Source organism: Myxococcus sp. MH1 (assembly GCF_059738865.1).
In genome coordinates, this window is the sequence record NZ_AP026947.1 from 9,949,932 (window position 1) to 9,970,651 (window position 20,720).

Sequence of the window (20,720 nt, forward strand, 5' to 3'; positions counted from 1 at the left end):
CATTACCAGGCGTAGTCCTCGGGCGCGGGTTTGTGGCCCGGGAAGATTTCGTCCAGCCGGGCCAGCGTCTTCTCATCGAGCTTCACGTCGAGCGCGCGCAGGGCGGCGTCGAGCTGGCCCGCCACGCGCGGTCCGATGATGGGCGCGGTGACGGCGGGCTGGTGCAAAAGCCACGCGAGCGCGACGTCTCCGGGCTCGTGGCCCAGCTCGGCGGCGAGGGCTTCGTAGCGTTCGATCTTCTCCTGGTTCTTCTGGAGGGCCTCTCGCGCGCGGCCCTCCAGGCGGCGCTTGCCCTCGCGCTCCTTCTTGAGCACGCCGCCGAGCAGGCCGCCGTGGAGGGGGGACCAGGGCAGCACGCCCAGGCCGTAGTGGCGGGCGGCGGGGAGCACTTCGAGTTCCACGGTGCGCGCCAGCAGGTTGTAGAGGGATTGCTCGCTGATGAGGCCCAGGAAGTCGCGCCGTGTGGCGGCGGCCTGGGCCTGGGCGATGTGCCAGCCGGCGAAGTTGCTGCTGCCGACGTAGAGCACCTTGCCCTGGGTGACGGCGACCTCGAGGGCCTGCCAGATCTCCTCCCACGGGGTGGCGCGGTCGACGTGGTGGAACTGGTAGAGGTCGATGTAGTCGGTGCGCAGGCGCTTGAGGCTGGCGTCGAGGGCGCGGCGGATGTTGAGGGCGGACAGCTTGCCCTCGTTGGGCCAGTCGCCCATGGGGCCGTAGACCTTGGTGGCGAGCACGGTGCGCTCGCGGCGCCGTCCGCCCTGGGCGAACCAGTTGCCGATGACCTGCTCGGTGCGGCCCTTGTTGTCGCCGAAGCCGTAGACGTTGGCGGTGTCGAAGAAGTTGATGCCGCGCTCCAGCGCGGTGTCCATGATGGCGTGGGACTCGGGCTCCTCGGTGTTCCAGCCGAAGTTCATCGTGCCCAGACACAGCCGACTGACGGAGAGCCCCGAGCGACCCAGGTTCGTGTACTGCATGGCGACTCCTTCGCGGCCGAGGGACTCCAGCGCGCCACGGCGGTCCGGCCCAGGCCGCCAGGCGCCGCGTACAGTGACGAGTCACCGGGGCCGAGTCGAGCGTCCTGGACGGACTTCGGGGGGTTGTCGTGCGCAGGCGACACAAGTCAGCGCGCCCCTCCTCTTCGTTTCACCGCGACGTGGGGAACCGAAGGCGGTCAAGCAGGCGGAGGCACGCAGCGCCTCCAGGAGTCCTCGTGAGGGGTGGCCAGGGAGTCAGGCGCCCGCGGACGATGGCGACCTCTTCGTCGGTACTTATCGTTGGTCCGTCGTTGGAGCGCGCTTCGAGCCACTTCATTCCGGGAGCCACCCCATGAAAGCCGTCGTGCTGAAGGCCTATGGAGATGCGGACAACCTCGTCGTGACGGAGATGCCCGAGCCGAAGGTGGGCCCGGGAGACGTGAAGGTGCGCGTCATCGCCGCGAGCATCAACCCGGTCGACTGGAAGATTCGTCGAGGCGACATGAAGGAAGTGATGCCGGTGACGTTCCCCGCCATCCTCGGACGGGACGTCTCGGGAGAGGTCGTCGAGGTGGGGCAGGGCGTGAAGGGCTTCAAGAAGGGCGACCGGGTGATGGGCGTGGTGTCCTCGGGCTATGCGGAGACGGTGGTCGCCCCCGAGGAGGTCTGGGCCCGGGTGCCGGACTCGCTGGAGCTGAAGGACGCGGCCGCGCTGCCGTTGGTGACCCTGACGGGCGTGCAGTTGATCGAGGAGCAGATGAAGCCGGCCCCGGGGGACACGGTGCTCGTCACCGGCGCGGTGGGGGCGGTGGGACGCGCGGCCCTGTTCGCGGCGAAGGCGCGGGGGGCGAAGGTCTGGGCGGGCGTACGGGCCACGCAGGTGGAGGAGGCCCGGAAGCTCGGCGTGGACGGGGTGGTCGCGCTGGAGGATGCGAGCGACATCGCGAAGCTGCCGACACTGGACGCCGTGGCGGACACGGTGGGCGGCAAGGCCGTGGCGGCGGTGTTGGACAAGGTGAAGCGCGGCGGACGGGTGTGCAGCGTGGTGGAGGAGCCGAAGGGGGCGAAGGAGAAGGGCTTCCAGGTGAGCAGCTTCTTCTCGCACCCGGATGGACGCCGGCTCGCCCAGCTGGGAGAGAGCGTGGCCAAGGGCGAGTTGACCATCCCGATTGGCAAGACGTTCAAGCTGGATGAGGCGAAGGACGCCCAGAAGCACGCGGAGAAGGGCGGCACTGGCAAGGTGCTGCTCGTCAACTGAGCTCTCGGCTCGGTCCCGGAGGAGTCCCCGGACGTGAGCCCGGGGACTCCTCGTCGAGCCCCTTGGATGCGTCGCTTCAGAGCAGGTCCACGTCCGTCAGCGCGGAGACGATTCGCAGACAGGCGCGCAGGGAGGGGCCCGGTGGCGTGGGGCCTCTCGCGATGGCGAGCTCCACGTGTCGTGCGTGTCCGGCGATGGAGCGATAGACGGCGCCCTCGCGCGTGAAGGTGCGCACGGACTCCGGCAACAGGGCGCAGCCGAGCCCCGCGGCGACCAGGCTGACGATGGTGAACCACTCCCCTGCTTCCGCCACGAAGGTCGGCGCGAAGCCCGCCTCCAGGCACATCCCCGTCACCGCGTCATGCAGCGAGGGCGCCGTGTCCCGCGGAAAGCCAATGAACGGTTCGTCGGCGAGCTGCTCCAGGGGCACTCGCGTCTTGCGTGCCAGTCGATGCCCCGAGGGCAGCACGACGACGAGCCGCTCGCGACGGAGCGTGTCGATGCGCACTCCCGACGCCGTCACGGGGCCTCGCACGAAGGCCACGTCGAGCCCTCCCAGTCGCACCTCCTCCAACAACGTCGTGCTGTCCGCCTCACGCAACATCAGGTGGACCTCCGGGTGCGCGGCGCGCAGTCGACGGAGCACCTCGGGCACGAGCGAGAACGAGGCCGGACTCAGGAAGCCGACGCGCAGCAACGTCTGCTGCCCCGCCGCCGTGCGCTGCGCGGCCTCCGTCGCATGGGAGAGGTGCACGAGCACGCGCCGCCCCGCGTCCAACAGGGCCTGTCCCGCGGGGGTCAGCTCCACGCGCCGTCGGTCCCGGCGCAGCAACTGGCAGCCGAGCTCCTCCTCCAGCCGGCGAATCTGCTGACTGAGCGCCGGCTGCGCGAGGTGGAGCCGCTCGGCGGCCTTGCGGAAGTGCAGCGTCTCCGCGACCGCGATGAAACAACTGAGGCGACGGGTGTCGAGGGGCGGTGATTTCACTGCGTTATCACAGGGTGGTTTTTCCGTATTGGACGCCGCTTCGAACGCCGGGTCTAGAGTCCCCCATGTCCTCGCGCTTCTTCGTCCTCGTGACGGGGCTGTTCCTCGGATTCACCGCCCATGCCTCGGCCCCGGAGGCCGTCCCCCGCTTCGAGCCGACGCCCTGCCCCGCCACCGTCGCGTCCGACGAGGCCATCGACTGCGGCCTGCTCGTCGTCCCGGAGAACCGACAGAAGGCGGACAGCCGCCTCATCAAGCTCCCGGCGATGCGCCTGCGCAGCCGCGCCCAGAAGCCGGCCCCGGACCCCCTGCTCTTCATGCCCGGCGGGCCCGGCGTCAGCGCCGTCTCCAACGTGCGTTCCGGCAAGCGCAACCCGCTGCTCGATGAGCGCGACTTCCTGGTCCTGGAGCCTCGTGGCGGGAAGCTGGCGCAGCCCGCGCTCGAGTGCCCGGGCATCAACGCGCTCAAGGGGGAGATTGCCGCGGGCCGGCTGCGGGGCCAGAAGGCGCAGGACGCGCTGACGAAGGAGGCCGGGCGCTGCCGCGCGAAGTGGGCCTCCGAGGGCGTGGACCTGGATGGCTACACGACGGCCGCCACGGCGGATGACATCGACGCGCTCCGGCAGGTGCTCGGGTACACGACGCTGAACCTGCAGGGCCTCTCGTACGGCACGCGGCTGATGCTCACGGTGGCGCGCCGGCACCCGGGGACGGTGCGCTCGCTCATCCTCGATTCGGTGCTGCCGCCCGAGGTGAACTTCGACGAGGTGTCCGCCGCGAACTTCCAGCGCGTGCTCGATGTGGTGTTCGATGGCTGCGCCCTCGACCGGGAGTGTGGCGCCGCCCACCCGGAGCTGCGCAAGCGCTTCGCCCAGCTCGTCGCGGCGGCGGACCGCAAGCCCCTACCCCTGGTGTTGAATCCGTCGAAGACAGAGGGCAAGCGAGTGGAGGTCCGGGGCGCGGAGGTCGTCCGGGCCATCGACGCGGCACTGCACGACCCGAAGCGCATCCCGCTGGTGCCTCGCATCATCTCGCGAGCGGCGGCGGGGGATTACTCGGAGCTGACGCCGCTGGTGGAGGACAGCCTGGGGCCCTCGACGATGACGTGGGGCTTGAGGCTGTCGGTCTGGTGCTCGGAGGAGCTTCCTTTCGAGGACACCCAGCGCAGCGCCGCGCAGCGGGCGCCCTCAGTGGGGCTCGGGGGTGTGGACCAGGGCACGGCGTCGGTGGAGACCTGCCGCGCCTGGAACGTGGCGCGCGCTCCGGCCGAGGAGAACACGCCGGTGACGAGCGACGTCCCCACGCTGGTGTTCGCCGGCGAGTTCGACCCGGACACGCCTCCGGACTGGGGGCGACAGCTGCTCGAGTCGATGCCTCACGCGCGCTACGTCGAGATGCCGGGACAGAGCCACGGCGCGTCCTTCAATCGCTGCGGCGGAGAAATCACGCTCGCCTTCTTGCGTGCCCCCGAAGCGCCCCTGCCCCTGGACTGCGTGACGAAGCTGCGCGGCGCGGACTTCGGCCAGAGCGCCGCTGTCGCGCCCCCCTGAGCGCGGGGGCCTACGTCGACAGGCCCGCCCTGGGCCGCATCAGCCGCGCGCCCAGGGACACCACGGCCCACCACACCAGGCCCCAGAAGAGCGCGAGCAACAGCCACCCCTCCAACGACGGCGGCGCCCAGCCTCCCGACTCGCCAGGTCCGTACACACGCAATCCCAGGCCACTCAACAACATCAACGGCAGATAGACCGAGCCCGCCACCACCGGCCCCAAGGCCTCGACCGGGAACACCGTCACGAGGAGCTGCACCCCCAGGAGCGCGCCCCAGACCACCCATCGCAGTCGCATGGCCTCCCAGCCTCCTGTGACACGTCTCCTGGGTCAAGGCGCGCCTCCGCATGCACGCACCGCGTCGTGGACCGCCTCGTCCGCGTGCATTTCACCTCCCGCTCGCGCTCCGTTTCGGGTGGAATCCGCGCCCCATCCCGGAGGCCGCACCATGTCGTCGACCGCATCGCCCCTCGCCGCGCCCGAAGCCTGGAACCTCGTCGCCCCCGAGTACGTGCGCGAGCTGCTCCCGGTGTTCGAGCACTTCGCGAAGGACGCGCTGACCCGCGTGGCCGCCCCCTCCGGCGCCCACGTCCTGGATGTCGCCGCCGGGCCCGGCACCCTCGCCCTGCTCGCCGCCCGTCAGGGCCTGCGCGTCACCGCCATCGACTTCGCCCCCAAGATGCTCGCCGCCCTGCGTGAGCGCGCCACCTCCGCCGGGCTCGACATCGACGCGCAGGTCGGCGACGGCATGGCCCTGGAGCTGTCCGAGCAGACCTTCGACGCCGCCTTCTCCCTCTTCGGCCTCATGTTCTTCCCCGACCGCCCCCGGGGCTTCCGCGAGCTGTACCGCGTGCTGCGCCCCGGCGGCCGCGCCGTCGTCTCCAGCTGGCGCCCCATGGAGCACTCCCCCGCCATGAACCTGGTCTACCAGCGCTTCGCCGAACAGCTGCCCGGCCAGGGCGCTCCCCGCGGCGGCGTCATGCCCCTGTCCGACCCCGACACCTGCCAGCAGGAGATGGGCGCCGCCGGCTTCGACGACGTCCACGTCCACCAGGTCTCCGTCCCCGCCCACTACCCCTCCACCGCCGCCATGGTCGACGCCATGATGCGCGCCGCCGCCCCCGTCGCCCTCGCCCGCCGCGCCCTGGGCGCGCAATGGCCAGACATCGAGAAGACTGTCGTGGACAAGGTCACCCAGGACCTGGGGCCCGGCGCACAGGTCGTCCAGTTCAATGCCTACCTCACCGTCGGCATCCGTCAACCGACCCCGTCTTCCAATATCAGACACCCCTCCACTCCCAAGGGTTGAGCAGCCGACAGTCCGACAGCTTTTCGGCGGGGGCCTCCGTACGCCTGCCGGATTCTGGCTTTTCCTCTCTTCGGAACACTTGCACTGCCATTGCAACTTCCGGAGACAGCGTGGGGACCTACCGGATCGTCAAGAAGCTCGCCGCGGGAGGCATGGCCGAGGTCTATCTCGGCAAGGTGGTGGGCGCGGAGGGCTTCGAGAAGCCTGTCGCCGTCAAGCGCATCCTGCCGTCGTTCGTGCAGGACACGTCCTTCGTGGAGCTGTTCCTGCGCGAGGCCAAGCTGGCCGTCACGCTGCAGCACGGCAATGTCTTGCAGGTGCTGGACCTGGGCACGAGCGCGGGCCAGTACTACATGGTGATGGAGTTCGTGGACGGGGAGAACCTGAGCGCGCTCATCAAGGCGGCGCGCAAGCGACAGGTGCCCCTGGGCCTGCGCGAAATCTGCTTCATCGCCCAGCAGGTCGCCGACGGGCTCGCGTATGCCCATGGGCGCACGGACCCGTCCGGCGCGCCGCTCGACATCGTCCACCGCGACATCAACCCCGCCAACGTCATGGTGGCCAGCAACGGCGGCGTGAAGCTGGCCGACTTCGGCATCGCCAAGGTGGCCGACGAGGAGCGGCAGGAGACGCAGGCCGGCATCCTCAAGGGGAAGATCAACTACCTCTCCCCCGAGCAGGTGCACGGGCGCCCCGTGAACCAGCGCAGCGACATCTTCCTGTTGGGCCTGCTGCTCTACGAGATGCTCGCGGGCAAGCGGCTCTTCGAGGGCAGCACGCCGCAAATCATCCACGCGCTGGGCAGCTTCGACGAGCGCGCCCTGGAGCCGCTGCCGGGCGTGCCCGCGCCGCTGTGGGATTTGCTCCTGCGCGCGCTGGCGGCCAACCCGGACGCGCGCTGCCCCGCCGCCCGCGAGTTCTCCGAGGGCATCCAGAGCTTCCTCTTCGACCACCGGCTGCGCGTGGGCGCCGCCGACATCGCCAGCCTCTTCGCCCGCGCGCTCCCCGAGTGGCGCTCGCCGCTGGCGGACCTGGCCGGCGCGCCGGGCGAGGAGATCCGCCTGGTGGACGAGGACCTCGCGCGCATGCGGACGCCCGCGCCTTTGCCGCCCCGGGAGGCGCGCCGCCCCGGGGCCGCCACGCTCGCGCCGCCCACGCTGCGTCCGGTGACGCCGCCACCCTCGGGCCCCCAGGCCACGTCCGTGGTCCGGCAGCCCGTGCAGGGCGCCGAGCCGGCCACGCGCCTGGGCTCGCCTCCGCTGCTCGGCACCCGCGTCGTGCGGGCGCGACAGCAATTGGGCGCCATCCTGCTGACGCGCGGCATGGTGACGCCGCACATCCTGAACGAGGCGCTCACGATTCAGAGGAAGCGCGGCGGCAGGCTGGGCCAGGTGCTCGTCCACGAGCGCTGGCTGGAGCCCGACAACCTGGTGCTCGCGCTGTCCGAGCAGTTCGGGCTGCCGCACATCACCGAGCAGCAGCTGATGACGATGCCGGTGCCGGAGGAGCTCTTGCGCCTGGTGCCGCGCGAGCTGTGCGACCGGCTGTGCGCCCTGCCCGTCGGGCTCAAGGGCCGCGAGCTGCTCTGCGCGGTGCTGGACCCGCGCGACGTGGAGGTCACCAACAACCTGAAGTTCAAGGCGGGCGTCGTGTCGGTGCAGGGGCTGTTCGCCTCCGAGCAGGCCATCCGCAAGGCCATCCTCCGCTTCTATGACAACGAGATGCCGAAGGTGCGGGACCGCTCGCCCATCGAGCTGGAGGAGCCGGCCGAGGCGAAGGAGCGCGACACCCGCGTGCTCCAGTTCGCGGAGCAGTTCACCGGACGCCGGGTGCTCGACGGACAGACGCTGGAGGGCCCCAAGCCCGCGCCCGTAGAGCCCGTCAGCCGCGCCACGCCCGTGAAGAGCGACGTGCGCGCGCGCATGGTGCTGGTGGTGGCCGAGCCCTCCGAGCCGCGCGAGGCCGCGGTGAAGCTGCTCCTGTCCCAGGGGCTCGCGGCGGCCACCAGCCCTGCGGCGGACGCGGCTCGCGCGCTGGCGCTCGGGGGCTATGACCTGGTGCTGGTGCTCGAGGACACAGTCGCGGAGCCGGGAGCCCTGGCGCAGAAGCTGCGCGCCGCGCACCCCAAGGTCGAGGTGCGGCTGTTGCCCTCGTACAGCGCGGCGCTGACGGGCGAGGGCGGCCCGCTGGCGAAGCTGGGCGAGGTGCAGGCCCGACTGCTCGACGGCGTGCTGTCGATGCTGGGGGGCAGCGGGACGCTGGCGCCCGCCCTGACGAAGCTGGCGCGGCGGCTGGCGACGCGCATGGGCGCGGGGCGCGTGGAGGAGGTCCTGGTCACCACCGCGGCCAGCGCGCTGGCCCTGGCCGCGCGGCTGGAGGAGCCGCGTCGCTTCGCCCTGCCCTCGCGCGCCCGGGCGCTCGCGCTCGTGGGCAGCACCACGCCCGAGGTGAACGAGCTGCTCGTCTCCGTCCTGCCGGAGGGCGAGGACCGCACGCCGCCCGCGAGCCGCACCGCCGGCGCCCTGCTGTGCGCGGCGCGCTTCGTCCAGGAGGTCCAGAGCCCCCAGGCTCCGCCGGCGCGCGCGGCCCAGGCGCTCCAGGCGCTGCGTCAGGACCCACGGCTCCCCGCGCCCGCGCTGGAGGCGCTCACCGCGGAGCTGGAGTCCACCGCGCAGACGGACAAGGCGGCGCTCCGCGTCGTGGTGGCGGAGACGGACGGCACCAACGCGCTGACGCTCCAGATCCGCCTGATGGCGGAGGGCATGGCCGCGGTGCGCGCGCGGACCCGGGCGGAGGTGGAGAAGGCGCTGGGCGCCGGAGCACACGCGGCGGTGCTCGCGGACCCGCTGCCGGACGGAGACCTCCACTCGCTGCTCCAGGCGCTGCGCAAGGCGCCTGCCACCGAGGACCTGCCCGTCTTCCTCATCGTCGACAAGGACGACCCCGTCGTCTTCACCGCGGGCCTGGAGGCCGGCGCCGACGACGTCATCGTGCGCTCGGCCAGCCCCGAGGTGCTCATCGCCAAGCTGCGCCGGAGCATCCAGCAGCGTCAGGCCTCGAGGCGCGGAGCGAAGAGCGCGCCGTGAGCGCGGGGGCGGAACGGACCCGTCGAGCGCTGTTCAACACAACACAGGCATGCGCGGTGACGCATGCGGGCAATGCGGGAGTCCTCGGCATCATGCCCTCGAGTCCTTCCACAAGGAGCCGCGCATGATGCTGAAGCCCGCCTCGGGGTTCGTGTTGGCGTTGACCGTCGCCGTGGGAATGGTCGTCACCACCCTCTCGCAGGAGGAGCGACCTGGGGACGAACGGCCACCGGCCTCCACCGCATGTGAGGCCGCGCGCCAGCAGCGGCTCATGTCGGGCGCCCAGGACGTGGAGCCGTCGCTCCTGGTCCAGGAGCCCTCGGGTGCGCTCGGCTACTGTTCGTGGGATTGCTCGTCCTGCGCCACCACCGCGGAGTGCAGGGCCCGCAACGCGGGCAGTTGCTACAACATCTGTCCGTGAGCGACGAGGACCGCCCGGCGCTCCATCGTGAGCACCGGGCGGACACCTCCCACACGAAGACGGCTCAGCCGCAGGTGCTGGAGTACTCGGTCACCGCGAACGACGTGCGGCGGCCACCGATGTACGCCGTCTCGTAGCAGGAGCAGCTCATGTAGCCGACCCACTTCGTCAGCGTCGCGTCGGAGTAGTAATCAATCCAGTAGGACTGGTTTCCGCAGAAGGGCAGCGCGTCCTCGCGCGTGTCGAGCTCCGCCTGCGTCTCCTCCAGCGGCTCCGCGCCGCCACAGCCCACCATGAAGCCCGCCGCCAGCAGCAACGCACCCAGGATGTTCCTGCTCCGCACGTGTGTATCCTCCACCGGGTCTGTCTTCCGCCCCGGTGGCGATACCCTAACACCACCCAGCAAAACGAGACATCATCGACAAACTGAGTCATCCAGGACTCTTGTGCGCGAGTGTCTCACGGAGCCCTGAGACACCGCGGCCGCGTTCAGCCGGCTGCGCGGCGCAGGGCGTCCAGGTCCAGCTTCTTCATCTTGAACAGGGCCTGTGTCACCCGGGCGCCCTTCTCGGGGGACGAGCTGGCCAGCAGCTGGGGCAGCTCGGTTGGCACCACCTGCCACGACACGCCGAAGCGGTCCTTGAGCCAACCACACTGCTGGGCCTTCTCGTCGCCGCCCTCGGACAGGCGGGACCAGTAGTGGTCCACCTCCGCCTGGGTCTCGCAGTTGACGATGAGCGACATCGCCTCGGTGAACTGGTAGTGGGGCCCGCCGTTGAGCGCGAGCAGTTCCTGGCCGTCGAGCGAGAAGAGGAGGGTCATCACCGCGCCGGGCGGCTGACCGCTCGGTCCCGCGCTCTGCTCGGTGTACTTCGTGCGCGTGATGACGCGGGAGTTGGGGAAGACGGACGTGTAGAGCGCGACGGCGGCCTCCGTCTGCTCGTGGCTCTGGAACCAGAGGCACTGGGTGATGCGCTGGAGCTTCTGGGACATGGCGGGTTCCCTCCGTGGGGTGTGTGAAGGCAAAGCTGCACAGACTCGAAGCGGGCGGCCCGGCGGTGCGACCCGGGGGCCCTCGCGCGGACGACGGGTCGCCCGTCCGCACGGGCGGGAGGAGAGCCTGGGGCCGCGGCGCCCCTCCCGTGAGACAGGCTAGGGGACGACGTTCACCGTGGCCATCGCCGTGCCCACGGTGCCCACCTCGTCCTGGAACAACTCCAGGCCCACGGTGTGAGTCCCTCGGGCGCTCGACGGGATGTGCTTCGTCATCGTGAAGGTGAAGTCACCGCCCGGCGGGAGGTTCACTCCCCAGTCGGAGAACTCCGTGTCCCAGCCCGTGGTGTCGTTGTTCCAGAAGTCGTACCAGACCCAATGGCACGACGCCGCGTCGTGGTTCGCCACGTGGACGGTCCACGTCACCTGCGAGCCGGGCGCCGCCGTCACTGTCGTCGGCGAGAGCGTCAGCGTGGGCGCGGCCGTCACGCAGGGCGCGAGGACGTCGAGGGTGGCGGTGCCGCGCACGGTGTGGCCGGAGCGGGTGACGTCCACGCCCGTGGTGTACGTTCCCGGCGCCATCGAATACGGCGTGTAGAGCTGCAGCGTCAGGGAGACGGAGCCGGACGCGGCGATGGTGCGCTGCGGGGAGAGCGGGTCCGCGCTCCAGCCCGTGGGGATGATGGACGCGAGCTGGAAGGTGCTGGGGCCACAGGCCGGGCTGTCGCGGTTGACGATGAACAGCTCCACCTCCGGGCGCGCGCCCGGGTAGACGGTCGGCTCGAACGGCGTCACCTCGATCTCAGGCGCCGCGCGGACACAGGAGCCCTGACGGTACTGGACCTCCACGGTGAGCCCGGCGGGGGTCGCGGACACCACGCGCAGCGACAGGTTGCTGTACGGGTCCTCCCAGGTGATGCCCGGCAGCAGCGCCGGGTCGCTCCAGGACGCCGTCCCCGGCGTGAAGTCCAGCAGGTGCGTCCCATCGCGCGTGTCCCCGTCCTGATAGTGGACCAGCGCGCCGCCGAACACCTGCGCGGGCAGCGTCGGCTCGTAGCCACCCGTCGGCTGGCGGTACTCCAGCCACAGCCACGCGTCGTTGCCCTGTCCCCGGCGCACCTTGAGGGCCTTCACCCCGGTGGAGGACACCACCGGCGCGAGCGTGAAGGTGCCGCCCACGCCGTCCACCTGCGTCACCGAGGTCGAGGCCAACCAGCCGATGCGCGCCTTGTGCGGCGCCGCGTAGTGCCCCAGGTTCCAGCGGCCCATGGTCGAGAACAAGTCCCCGTACTCGTCCAGCGTGCCCAGCGTGTTCAACAGTCCCAGCGGCTCCGCGCCGAAGTCGCGCGACTGCGAGTGGTTGAGCGACAGGTTGTGCCCGGCCTCGTGGGTGATGAGGTGCACGGCGCGGTCATAGGTGTCCATGGACTCCGCGACCAGCCACGCGGTGGACGCCGTCACGGTGCCCGACGGCGTCGGCACCTGTCCACACGACAGCGTGGCGAGCCCTCCGTAGAAACAGCCCGCGAGCGGACGCGGGTGGATGACGAAGATGCGGTCATACGCGGTGAAGTCCACGTCGTCGCCCACCGCGGCAATCGCCGCGTCCCGCATCTCGTTCGTCTCCGAGCACGAGTACGCGCGGTCCAGGGTGTACCAACCCACCACATCACCTGTCGTCGTGGTGCGCCCCTCGGAGACCTCGCTCCAGTAGCCCGCGAGCGAGCGGCGCGTGGTGGAGAAGAACGCATCTTCCACCATGGACAACGGGAGCGACGGCGTGGGCTGGCCCGGGAACTCCGCGAGGATGACCAGGCTGCGCTGCACACCCGTGACCCCACAGGCCGGGGTGACGCTCGCGGAGCGGTGCTCCGGGTCCAGCTCCACCGCGTGCGCCACGAGGGCGCCGTCCGAGTCACGGCCTCGCAGCCTCACCCGCTGCCCGCTCACCAGCCCCTGGGGCGCGGTGTCCGCGAACACCACCGGGCGACGCTCGCGGCCGGCCACGAGGAAGTACTCCTGATACGCGTGCTCGAGCGAGGGCGAGTCCACCACCCGGACCTCCAGCTCGCCCTCCCATGCCTGCTCGCGGGACACCGGCTCCGGCGCCTCCGGGACGGGCTCCTGCGTGCCACAGGCCATGAAACCCACGGCCGCCACCATGCTCCACCACGTACGGGACATCTGCCCTCCGACGAGCGGCGCCTCCGGACGGCCATCGCCCGAGGAGCGTCGCCACGCGCCTTGTGCCCGCGCCCGCACGCCCTGGCAACCACCGAGACATCGCGGCGGCGTGAGTCACGGCCGACCGGGCAGTCCTGCTCGGGCGGAGCCTCGTGAAACATCCTTTCGCCACGAACGCGTCACATCGTCCCTGTGATGCACTAGCATCCGGGTTTCTCTTTTAAAGGAGTCACCGATGAAGTCGCATCTGCTGGTTCTCGTGGCGGGAGTGTCGCTGGGGTTCTTCGCCGCGTGTGGCACCACCGAGGCCGCCCCGGAGACGACGGAGACGACCGTGTCCGCGATGGGCGACCCGTGTCCGTGCGGCTCCGCCGGAGGCGGCGCGTGTCTGCCGTGCACCTATCTCTGCGGCGACAACTCCTGCGACAGCGCCAACGGCGAGAGCGCCTCCAACTGCCCCGAGGACTGCGTCGCGGCTCCGGTGTGCGGCGACGGCATCTGCAACGGGAGCGAGACGTGGGTGACGTGCCCGCAGGACTGCACCGCCCCGAGCACCTGGTGCGGCGATGGCATCTGCAACGGCGGTGAGTGGGCGGGGAGCTGCCCGGCCGACTGCGCCGCGTCGTGCGGTGACGGCTTGTGCCAGGGCAACGAGGCCACGTGGTGCTACGTGGACTGCGTGCCCGGCTGCCAGCAGGACCCGTCCACCTGCCCGCAGGTCCCGGAAGGGTGAGCTGAGGTGAAGGCCCCACCGCGCCCGTCCAGCCGTGTCGGGCGCGGTGGCGTCGTCTCTTCCGGGCCTACTTCTTCTTGAGCGTCCCGTGCGGGTCGATGACGAACTTTCGCGCCACGCCCGCGTCGAACTCCTGGTAGCCCCGGGGCGCGTCATCCAGCGAGATGACGGTGGCGTTGACCACCTTCGCGATGTTCAGCCGGCCGTGGAGGATGGCCTGCATGAGCTGGCGGTTGTAGCGCAGCACCGGCGTCTGCCCCGTGTAGAAGCGGTGGGACTTGGCCCAGCCCAGACCGAAGCGCATGCGCAGGTTGCCCTGGCGCGCCGACTCGTCCTTGGAGCCCGGGTCCTCGGTGACGTAGAGGCCGGGGATGCCGATGGCCCCCGCCGCGCGGGTGATGGCCATCAGTGAGTTGAGCACCGTGGCGGGCGCCTCCGACGAGGCCTGCGCGCCATGGCCGTGCGCCTCGAAGCCCACCGCGTCGATGGACGCGTCCACCTCCGGCTCCTTGATGACGGCGGCGATGAGGTCCTCCAGCTTGTCGCTCTTCTTCAGGTCGATGGGCACGAAGCCCACCGACTTCGCGTGCGCGAGCCGGTCCGCGTTCATGTCCCCCACCATCACCACCGCCGCGCCCAGCACCTGCGCCGAGGCCGCCGCCGCGAGCCCCACCGGCCCCGCGCCCGCGACGTACACCGTGGAGCCCACGCCGACGCCCGCCGTGACGGCGCCGTGGAAGCCCGTGGGCAGGATGTCCGACAGCATCGTCAGGTCGAGGATCTTCTCCAGCGCCTGCGCCTTGTCGGGGAACCGGATGAGGTTGAAGTCCGCGTAGGGGACCATGACGTACTCGGCCTGTCCGCCCACCCAGCCGCCCATGTCCACGTAGCCGTAGGCGCCGCCAGCGCGCCCCTTGTTCACGTTGAGGCACACGCCCGTCTGCTGCTCGCGGCACGTGCGGCAGCGGCCACAGGCGACGTTGAAGGGCACCGTGACGAGGTCGCCCACGGAGAGGTACTCGACGTCCTTGCCCTTCTCGACGATCTCCCCGGTGATTTCATGCCCGAGCACCAGCCCCTTGGGCGCCGTGGTGCGCCCGCGCACCATGTGCTGGTCCGAGCCGCAGATGTTGGTGGTGACCACCTTGAGGATGACGCCGTGCTCGATGGACTTCCCTTCCGGGTTGACCATCTTGGGATAGTCAATGGAGCGGACTTCCACTTTGCCGGGACCGAGATAGACGACGCCGCGATTGCTGGCCATGAGCGGACTCCTCCGAGGCGGCCCGGCCATCCGCCGCGCCGCGTGCAGGTCCGGGTAACGCTGGGGACGCGCGCCCCCGCACGCACGGCGGAGGCGGCCTGGCGGAAGAGGCCCTCGCCGTCTCGGCCGCTGTCACCCTTTGAGAAGCTCGCAAAGACAGACGCGTCCACCGTCACGACAATGAAACGCTCCCATTGCACCCCCGAGAGAGAAACTCCCTTCTTCTCATCCTATGAAGAAGGTGAGTCATCGCTCATCCCGCCATGTCTTATCTCGCGGATAAAACATCTTACCGAGTCAACAATGATATCCGTGGAAGTGCCAACAAGACGACAGTACAAGCCCTGGCAGTCAACGAGGGGTGAGCATGTCCAAGGCGCGTCAGAAGCAACCATTCCAGCTGCCTGAGTTCTACGTGCCGTGGCCGGCGCGGCTGAACCCGAACCTGGAAGCCGCCCGTGTGCACACCAAGGCGTGGTCCTACCAGATGGGCATCCTGGGGCCGCCGAGGGACGGGACGGACCGGGAGGTCTGGTCCGAGCGCCGCTTCGACGGCATGGACTACGCGCTGCTCTGCGCGTACACGCACCCCGAGGCGCCGGGGCCGGTGCTGGACCTGGTCACGGACTGGTACGTCTGGGTCTTCTACTTCGACGACCACTTCCTGGAGGTCTTCAAGTACTCGCGCGACGTGAAGGGCGGCCAGGCCTACCTGGACCGGCTGCCGCTGTTCATGCCGCTGGACATGAGCCAGACGCCGCCGGAGCCCGTCAACCCGGTGGAGCGCGGCCTGTGGGACTTGTGGCAGCGCACGGTGCCCGCCATGTCCATGGACTGGCGCCGCCGCTTCTTCGAGAACACCAAGCACCTGCTCGATGAGTCGATGTGGGAAATCGAGAACATCAGCGAGGCGCGCGTCTCCAACCCCATCGAGTACATCGAGATGCGCCGCAAGGTGGGCGGCGCGCCGTGGTCGTCGGACCTGGTGGAGGTGGCCGTCGCGGCGGAGATTCCGGACCGGGTGGTGAAGAGCCGGCCGATGCGCGTCTTCAAGGACACCTTCTCGGACGCGGTGCACCTGCGCAACGACTTGTTCTCCTACGAGCGTGAAATCCTGGAGGAGGGGGAGCTCTCCAACGGCGTGCTGGTGGTGGAGAAGTTCCTCGACTGCGACACGCAGCGCGCCGCGGACCTGGTCAACGACTTGCTGACGTCGCGGCTGCAGCAGTTCGAGACGACGTTCGCCACAGAGCTGCCGTGGCTCTTCGCGGAGTACGGACTCAACCCGGTGGAGCAGGCGCAGGTGCTCACCTACCTGCGAGGCCTTCAGGACTGGCAGTCCGGCGGCCACGAGTGGCACATGCGCTCCAACCGCTACATGAACCAGCACGCCCAGGAGCGCCCGGCGCTGTCCATTCCGGTGCCCGCGGGCCTGGGCACCTCCGCGCTCCGGCTGCCGCTGACGGCGGGCGCGCTGGGGATGGGGCCTCGCGCCCGCTCGCTGAGCCACACGCCGCGCCAGCACGTGGGCCCCACGACGTTGCCGAAGTTCTACATGCCGTACAGCACGTACCTCAGTCCCCACCTGGACCATGCGCGGAGGGCCTCCAAGGCCTGGGCGCGGAAGATGGGCCTGCTCGAAGTCGTGCCCGGCGTGGGCTTCTACGTCTGGGATGACCACAAGTTCGACGCGGCGGACGTGGCCCTCTGCGGCGCGCTCATCCACCCGGACGCGACGCCCGAGCAGTTGGAGCTGACGGCCTGCTGGCTGGTGTGGGGGACGTACGCGGACGACTACTTCCCCCTGCTCTACGCGAACACCCGGGACATGGCGGGCGCCAAGGCCTTCACCGCGCGGCTGGGGCAGTTCATGCCGGACGACGTGGAGACGGCCAGCGCCGCGGTGCCCCTCAACCCGGTGGAGCTGAGCCTGGCGGACCTGTGGAAGCGCACGGCGGGCCCGCTGACGCCGCGCGGCCGAAAGCTCTTCCGCAAGGCCATCCAGGACATGACGGACAGCTGGGTGTGGGAGCTGAACAACCAGCTGCTCAACCGCGTGCCGGACCCGGTGGACTATGTGGAGATGCGCCGCAAGACGTTCGGCTCGGACCTCACCATGTCGCTGGCGCGCCTGTCCCACGGCGACGCGGTGCCGGAGGACGTCTTCAATACCCGCACGTTGCGGGCGCTGGAGAACTCCGCCGCGGACTACGCCTGCTTCGTCAACGACCTGTACTCCTACCAGAAGGAAATCCAGTTCGAGGGCGAGCTGAACAACTGCGTGCTCGTCGTGCAGAAGTTCCTGGGCGTGGACAAGGACGCGGCGGTGCAGGTGGTCAACCAGATGATGACCGCGCGCATGAAGCAGTTCGAGCACCTGGTGGCCAAGGAGCTGCCCGCCGTCATCCGCACCTTCGAGCTGGACGAGAAGGCGCAAGGCAAGCTGCACAAGTACGTGGAGCAGTTGCAGCAGTGGATGGCGGGCATCCCCCGGTGGCACGCGGGCGTGACGCGCTACACCGAGGTGGAGCTCATCCACGACGCGGCGCCGAAGCTCAAGACGGGCAAGCCCGCCCCGCTGGGCACGTCGGCGATGCGCATCGCCGAGCTGCTTCGCGCCACCCGGCCCTGACGCTGGCGACACATTCCGCAGTGAATCCAAGTCTTCAATCCGAAGAAGGGTGACCCATGTCCAATGATTCGAAGAAGTTCGACGACAACAACCAGAGCCTGGGCACGCAGGCGGCGCGGCAGCTGGCGACGACGACCAAGTCCGAGCCGCAGATGCAGGGCATCTCCTCTCGGTGGCTGCTCAAGCTGCTGCCGTGGGTGCAGGTGTCCGGCGGCACGTACCGCGTCAACCGCCGCATGACGTACGCGGTGGGCGACGGCCGCGTCACCTTCACCAGCACGGGCGCCAAGGTGGCGGTGATTCCGCAGGAGCTGGGCGAGCTGCCTCTCTTGCGCGGGTACGAGGACGTGGACGCGCTCACCGCGCTGGCCAACCGCTTCGAGCAGAAGGAGTTCAAGGCGGGCGAGGTCATCACCGAGGCGGGCAAGGAGGCCGACTCCATCGTCCTCATCGCGCACGGCAAGGTGAACCGCATCGGCACCGGCAAGTACGGGGAGCCGGTGGTGCTGGAGACGCTGGCGGACGGAGACCACTACAGCTACCAGGCGCTGCTGGAGTCGCAGGACTACTGGCAGTTCACCGCCAAGGCCGTCACGCCCGTGATTGCGCTGGTGCTCCAGCAGTCCGCCTTCGAGACGGTGGTGGCGCAGGTGCCGTCGCTGCAGAAGCACCTCGAGAAGTTCAAGGCGCGCTCCAAGAAGAAGCAGGACCACTCGGGCCAGAAGGCGATTGAGCTGGCGGCCGGCCACCACGGCGAGCCGGTGCTCCCCGGCACCTTCGTGGACTACGAGACGAGCCCCCGCGAGTACGAGCTGTCCGTCGCCCAGACGGTGCTCCAGATTCACACCCGCGTGGCGGACCTCTTCAACGACCCGATGAACCAGACGCAGCAGCAGCTGCGCCTGACGGTGGAGGCGCTCAAGGAGCGCAAGGAGCACGAGCTCATCAACAACCGCGAGTTCGGCCTCTTGCACAACGCGGACCTCAAGCAGCGCATCCACACCCGCTCGGGCGCGCCGACGCCGGACGACATGGACGAGCTGCTCGCGACGGTGTGGAAGGAGCCGTCGTTCTTCCTGGCGCACCCGCGCGCCATCGCCGCCTTCGGCCAGGAGTGCAACAAGCGGGGCATCTACCCCACCAGCGTGGAGATGAACGGCAACCACGTGCCCGCGTGGCGCGGCGTGCCGATTGTTTCCTGCAACAAGCTGCCCATCTCCGAGACGCGCACCACGTCCATCATGCTGATGCGCGCGGGCGAGAAGAACCAGGGCGTCGTCGGCCTGCACCAGGCGGGAATCCCCGACGAAATCGAGCCCAGCCTCAACGTGCGCTTCATGGGCATCAACGAGAAGGCCATCATGAACTACCTGGTGACGGCGTACTTCTCCGCGGCGGTGCTGACGCCGGACGCGCTGGGCATCCTGGAGAGCGTGGAGCTGGGGCGCTCGTAGTCGTCGCATCCGGACCAAGGAGGACGACTTCATGGCGAATCCAGACAGAGAGCTGACGGCCCACGAGGGCACCAGCCTGAGCACGGCCGGCGCGCGGCAGCTGGCGACGACGACGAAGACGCAGCCGGTGATGCAGGGCATTTCGCCCCGCTACCTCTTGAGCATCCTGCCGTGGGTGCAGGTGTCGGGCGGCACGTACCGCGTCAACCGGCGGCTGACGTACGCGGCGGGCGACGACCGGCTGAACTTCAGCAACATCGGCGTCAAGGTGGAGGTGATTCCGCAGGAGCTGCTGAAGCTGCCGCTGATGCGGGGCTTCCAGGACGCGGATGACCTGCTCATCCGCACGCTGGCGGGACGCTTCACCCAGCAGCAGTACAAGGCCGGGGACGTCATCGTGGAGGCGGGCACGTCCGCGCACCAGGTGTTCCTCATCGCGCACGGCAAGGCGCAGAAGCTCTCGAAGGGCAAGTACGGCGACCCGCTGGTGCTGGACACGCTGGCGGACGGCGACCACTTCGGCGACCAGGCGGTGGTGGAGTCCAACGACGTGTGGCCCTTCACCGTCAAGGCGCTCACGGCCTGCACGGTGATGGCGCTGCCGCAGGACGTGTTCGAGGCGCTCATCGTCCAGTCCCCGGCGCTCAAGGCGCACGTGGACCGCTACAAGGCGAAGCTCAAGAAGCCCCAGGACAAGGCGGGCCAGGCGGCCATCCCGATGTCGGCCGGCCACCACGGCGAGCCCGTGCTGCAGGGCGGCTTCGTGGACTACGAGCTCAAGCCGCGCGAGTACGAGCTGAGCGTGGCGCAGACCATCCTTCGCGTGCATACCCGCGTGTCGGACATCTTCAACGACCCGATGAACCAGACGCAGGAGCAGCTGCGGCTGACCATCGAGGCGCTGAAGGAGCGCAAGGAGTGGGAGCTCATCAACAACCCGGAGTTCGGCCTGTTGCACAACGCGGACCTCAAGCAGCGCCTCAACACGCGCTCGGGGCCGCCGACGCCGGACGACATGGACGAGCTGGTGACGCGCCGTCGCAAGACGCGCTACTTCCTGGCGCACCCGCGCGCCATCGCGGCGTTCGGCCGGGAGTGCACCCGGCGCGGCCTGTACCCGACGGTGGTGGACGTGGGCGGGGCGAAGTTCCAGGCATGGCGCGGGGTGCCCATCCTGCCGTGCGACAAGCTGCCCATCAGCCGGGAGAACACGACGTCCATCATCGCCATGCGCACCGGCCAGGAGGACCAGGGCGTGGTGGGCCTGCACAACGCGGGCATCCCGGATGAAGTGGAGGCGAGCCTCACCGTCAAGCGCATGGCCATCAACGACCAGGCCCTCACCCAGTACCTGGTGAGCACCTACTACTCCGCCGCCGTGCTCGTCCCCGACGCGCTGGGCGTGCTGGAGAACGTGGCGCTCGGCGGCTGAATCACCTCGCCACATCGTGAAACAACTGGACGGGCCCGGTGCGCTCCACCGGGCCCGTCGTCGTTTCACGAAGGGCCCCGCAATGACAGACAGGCCCACACCGGCGACACCTCGTTCCCCGCACCGGACCTGGCTCCTCGTCCAATCCCGCCGAGCGCTGAAAGACCTCTCCCGTGTGGCTCGTTCAGGAAACCAGCCCTCGGGATGAGGGATGTGCTCGCCCCGTGAACACTGTCCTTGACTGAAGACAGACACCGGAGACGAGACACAGGCTCGGACACCACCGGATATCAGCCATGCCACTCGGACGAGGAGATGCGGCGATGGAGTACCAGGCGAGCGTCTTCCGTCCGCTGACGGAGGGCGTGCTCCGGGCCGCGGGGCTGCGGCCCGGGATGCAGGTCCTGGACGTCGGCTGTGGCGTGGGGAGGTGAGGTGAGGTGA

At 69.7% G+C, this 20,720-nt stretch carries 17 protein-coding genes; 10 read left to right on the forward strand and 7 right to left on the reverse strand.

What is annotated here, in order from left to right:
- Positions 1-2: 2 nt before the first annotated feature.
- Positions 3-974, reverse strand: a complete 972-nt coding sequence (locus AC6JA9_RS39420) for an aldo/keto reductase (protein ID WP_223749539.1) — start codon at positions 972-974, stop codon at positions 3-5.
- Positions 975-1,326: 352 nt separating this feature from the next.
- Between AC6JA9_RS39420 and AC6JA9_RS39425 the strand changes: the two genes are divergently transcribed.
- On the forward strand, positions 1,327-2,232 hold the full coding sequence (locus AC6JA9_RS39425) for an NADP-dependent oxidoreductase (RefSeq protein ID WP_497958675.1): 906 nt from the start codon (positions 1,327-1,329) through the stop codon (positions 2,230-2,232).
- 76 nt (positions 2,233-2,308) lie between these two features.
- On the opposite strand, the gene AC6JA9_RS39430 is transcribed toward AC6JA9_RS39425, so the two are convergent.
- Complete coding sequence (locus tag AC6JA9_RS39430; protein WP_426744534.1) at positions 2,309-3,217, reverse strand: LysR family transcriptional regulator; 909 nt, start codon at positions 3,215-3,217, stop codon at positions 2,309-2,311.
- Between the two features lie 65 nt (positions 3,218-3,282).
- On the opposite strand from AC6JA9_RS39430, the gene AC6JA9_RS39435 reads away from it, so the two are divergent.
- Positions 3,283-4,767: an alpha/beta fold hydrolase gene (locus AC6JA9_RS39435; protein WP_497958676.1), complete on the forward strand. Its 1,485-nt coding sequence runs from the start codon at positions 3,283-3,285 to the stop codon at positions 4,765-4,767.
- Between the two features lie 10 nt (positions 4,768-4,777).
- On the opposite strand, the gene AC6JA9_RS39440 is transcribed toward AC6JA9_RS39435, so the two are convergent.
- Entirely contained in the window at positions 4,778-5,065 is a 288-nt protein-coding gene (locus AC6JA9_RS39440) for a hypothetical protein (protein ID WP_223782893.1), read from the reverse strand.
- Between the two features lie 151 nt (positions 5,066-5,216).
- On the opposite strand from AC6JA9_RS39440, the gene AC6JA9_RS39445 reads away from it, so the two are divergent.
- The 3 genes from AC6JA9_RS39445 to AC6JA9_RS39455 all read left to right on the forward strand — a co-directional run bounded on the left by AC6JA9_RS39445 (position 5,217) and on the right by AC6JA9_RS39455 (position 9,584).
- Complete coding sequence (locus AC6JA9_RS39445) at positions 5,217-6,077, forward strand: class I SAM-dependent methyltransferase (RefSeq protein WP_223749534.1); 861 nt, start codon at positions 5,217-5,219, stop codon at positions 6,075-6,077.
- A 110-nt stretch (positions 6,078-6,187) separates the two neighbouring features.
- Positions 6,188-9,163 carry a protein kinase domain-containing protein gene (locus AC6JA9_RS39450; RefSeq protein WP_497958677.1) on the forward strand — a complete coding sequence of 992 codons (2,976 nt, stop codon included), beginning with the start codon at positions 6,188-6,190 and terminating at the stop codon, positions 9,161-9,163.
- Between the two features lie 124 nt (positions 9,164-9,287).
- Positions 9,288-9,584, forward strand: a complete 297-nt coding sequence (locus AC6JA9_RS39455) for a hypothetical protein (RefSeq protein WP_223749532.1) — start codon at positions 9,288-9,290, stop codon at positions 9,582-9,584.
- Between the two features lie 64 nt (positions 9,585-9,648).
- Here AC6JA9_RS39455 and AC6JA9_RS39460 read toward each other — a convergent pair whose 3' ends face one another.
- The 3 genes from AC6JA9_RS39460 to AC6JA9_RS39470 all read right to left on the reverse strand — a co-directional run bounded on the left by AC6JA9_RS39460 (position 9,649) and on the right by AC6JA9_RS39470 (position 12,761).
- Positions 9,649-9,927: a hypothetical protein gene (locus tag AC6JA9_RS39460; protein WP_267699072.1), complete on the reverse strand. Its 279-nt coding sequence runs from the start codon at positions 9,925-9,927 to the stop codon at positions 9,649-9,651.
- A gap of 146 nt (positions 9,928-10,073) precedes the next feature.
- Positions 10,074-10,577 (reverse strand): VOC family protein, encoded by a 504-nt coding sequence (locus AC6JA9_RS39465; protein WP_497958678.1) that lies wholly within the window; start codon positions 10,575-10,577, stop codon positions 10,074-10,076.
- Positions 10,578-10,736: 159 nt separating this feature from the next.
- Positions 10,737-12,761, reverse strand: coding sequence for a hypothetical protein (locus AC6JA9_RS39470; protein ID WP_497958679.1), 2,025 nt, complete (start codon positions 12,759-12,761; stop codon positions 10,737-10,739).
- Between the two features lie 235 nt (positions 12,762-12,996).
- On the opposite strand from AC6JA9_RS39470, the gene AC6JA9_RS39475 reads away from it, so the two are divergent.
- Complete coding sequence (locus AC6JA9_RS39475) at positions 12,997-13,494, forward strand: tenascin-X (protein ID WP_223749528.1); 498 nt, start codon at positions 12,997-12,999, stop codon at positions 13,492-13,494.
- Between the two features lie 67 nt (positions 13,495-13,561).
- On the opposite strand, the gene fdhA is transcribed toward AC6JA9_RS39475, so the two are convergent.
- Positions 13,562-14,758, reverse strand: coding sequence for a formaldehyde dehydrogenase, glutathione-independent (fdhA, locus tag AC6JA9_RS39480; RefSeq protein WP_141326887.1), 1,197 nt, complete (start codon positions 14,756-14,758; stop codon positions 13,562-13,564).
- Positions 14,759-15,125: 367 nt separating this feature from the next.
- Here fdhA and AC6JA9_RS39485 point away from each other — a divergent pair, with 367 nt between their 5' ends.
- From AC6JA9_RS39485 to AC6JA9_RS39500, 4 genes are all read left to right on the forward strand, one after another.
- Positions 15,126-17,390, forward strand: coding sequence for a family 2 encapsulin nanocompartment cargo protein terpene cyclase (locus AC6JA9_RS39485; protein WP_426744524.1), 2,265 nt, complete (start codon positions 15,126-15,128; stop codon positions 17,388-17,390).
- Between the two features lie 56 nt (positions 17,391-17,446).
- Positions 17,447-18,844 (forward strand): family 2B encapsulin nanocompartment shell protein, encoded by a 1,398-nt coding sequence (locus tag AC6JA9_RS39490; protein WP_223752257.1) that lies wholly within the window; start codon positions 17,447-17,449, stop codon positions 18,842-18,844.
- A 31-nt stretch (positions 18,845-18,875) separates the two neighbouring features.
- Positions 18,876-20,276 carry a family 2B encapsulin nanocompartment shell protein gene (locus AC6JA9_RS39495; RefSeq protein WP_483579024.1) on the forward strand — a complete coding sequence of 467 codons (1,401 nt, stop codon included), beginning with the start codon at positions 18,876-18,878 and terminating at the stop codon, positions 20,274-20,276.
- Between the two features lie 296 nt (positions 20,277-20,572).
- Complete coding sequence (locus tag AC6JA9_RS39500) at positions 20,573-20,710, forward strand: hypothetical protein (protein ID WP_497958680.1); 138 nt, start codon at positions 20,573-20,575, stop codon at positions 20,708-20,710.
- Positions 20,711-20,720: the final 10 nt, after the last annotated feature.

What these genes read in the sequence shown, in the direction of transcription:
- fdhA (WP_141326887.1), bottom strand. Translation starts at nt 14,758, where the DNA reads ATGGCCAGCAATCGCGGCGTCGTCTATCTCGGTCCCGGCAAAGTGGAA.
- AC6JA9_RS39465 (WP_497958678.1), bottom strand. Translation starts at nt 10,577, where the DNA reads ATGTCCCAGAAGCTCCAGCGCATCACCCAGTGCCTCTGGTTCCAGAGC.
- AC6JA9_RS39495 (WP_483579024.1), top strand. Translation starts at nt 18,876, where the DNA reads ATGGCGAATCCAGACAGAGAGCTGACGGCCCACGAGGGCACCAGCCTG.
- AC6JA9_RS39470 (WP_497958679.1), bottom strand. Translation starts at nt 12,761, where the DNA reads ATGTCCCGTACGTGGTGGAGCATGGTGGCGGCCGTGGGTTTCATGGCC.
- AC6JA9_RS39485 (WP_426744524.1), top strand. Translation starts at nt 15,126, where the DNA reads ATGTCCAAGGCGCGTCAGAAGCAACCATTCCAGCTGCCTGAGTTCTAC.
- AC6JA9_RS39435 (WP_497958676.1), top strand. Translation starts at nt 3,283, where the DNA reads ATGTCCTCGCGCTTCTTCGTCCTCGTGACGGGGCTGTTCCTCGGATTC.
- AC6JA9_RS39475 (WP_223749528.1), top strand. Translation starts at nt 12,997, where the DNA reads ATGAAGTCGCATCTGCTGGTTCTCGTGGCGGGAGTGTCGCTGGGGTTC.
- AC6JA9_RS39420 (WP_223749539.1), bottom strand. Translation starts at nt 974, where the DNA reads ATGCAGTACACGAACCTGGGTCGCTCGGGGCTCTCCGTCAGTCGGCTG.
- AC6JA9_RS39440 (WP_223782893.1), bottom strand. Translation starts at nt 5,065, where the DNA reads ATGCGACTGCGATGGGTGGTCTGGGGCGCGCTCCTGGGGGTGCAGCTC.
- AC6JA9_RS39490 (WP_223752257.1), top strand. Translation starts at nt 17,447, where the DNA reads ATGTCCAATGATTCGAAGAAGTTCGACGACAACAACCAGAGCCTGGGC.
- AC6JA9_RS39445 (WP_223749534.1), top strand. Translation starts at nt 5,217, where the DNA reads ATGTCGTCGACCGCATCGCCCCTCGCCGCGCCCGAAGCCTGGAACCTC.
- AC6JA9_RS39455 (WP_223749532.1), top strand. Translation starts at nt 9,288, where the DNA reads ATGATGCTGAAGCCCGCCTCGGGGTTCGTGTTGGCGTTGACCGTCGCC.
- AC6JA9_RS39425 (WP_497958675.1), top strand. Translation starts at nt 1,327, where the DNA reads ATGAAAGCCGTCGTGCTGAAGGCCTATGGAGATGCGGACAACCTCGTC.
- AC6JA9_RS39500 (WP_497958680.1), top strand. Translation starts at nt 20,573, where the DNA reads ATGCCACTCGGACGAGGAGATGCGGCGATGGAGTACCAGGCGAGCGTC.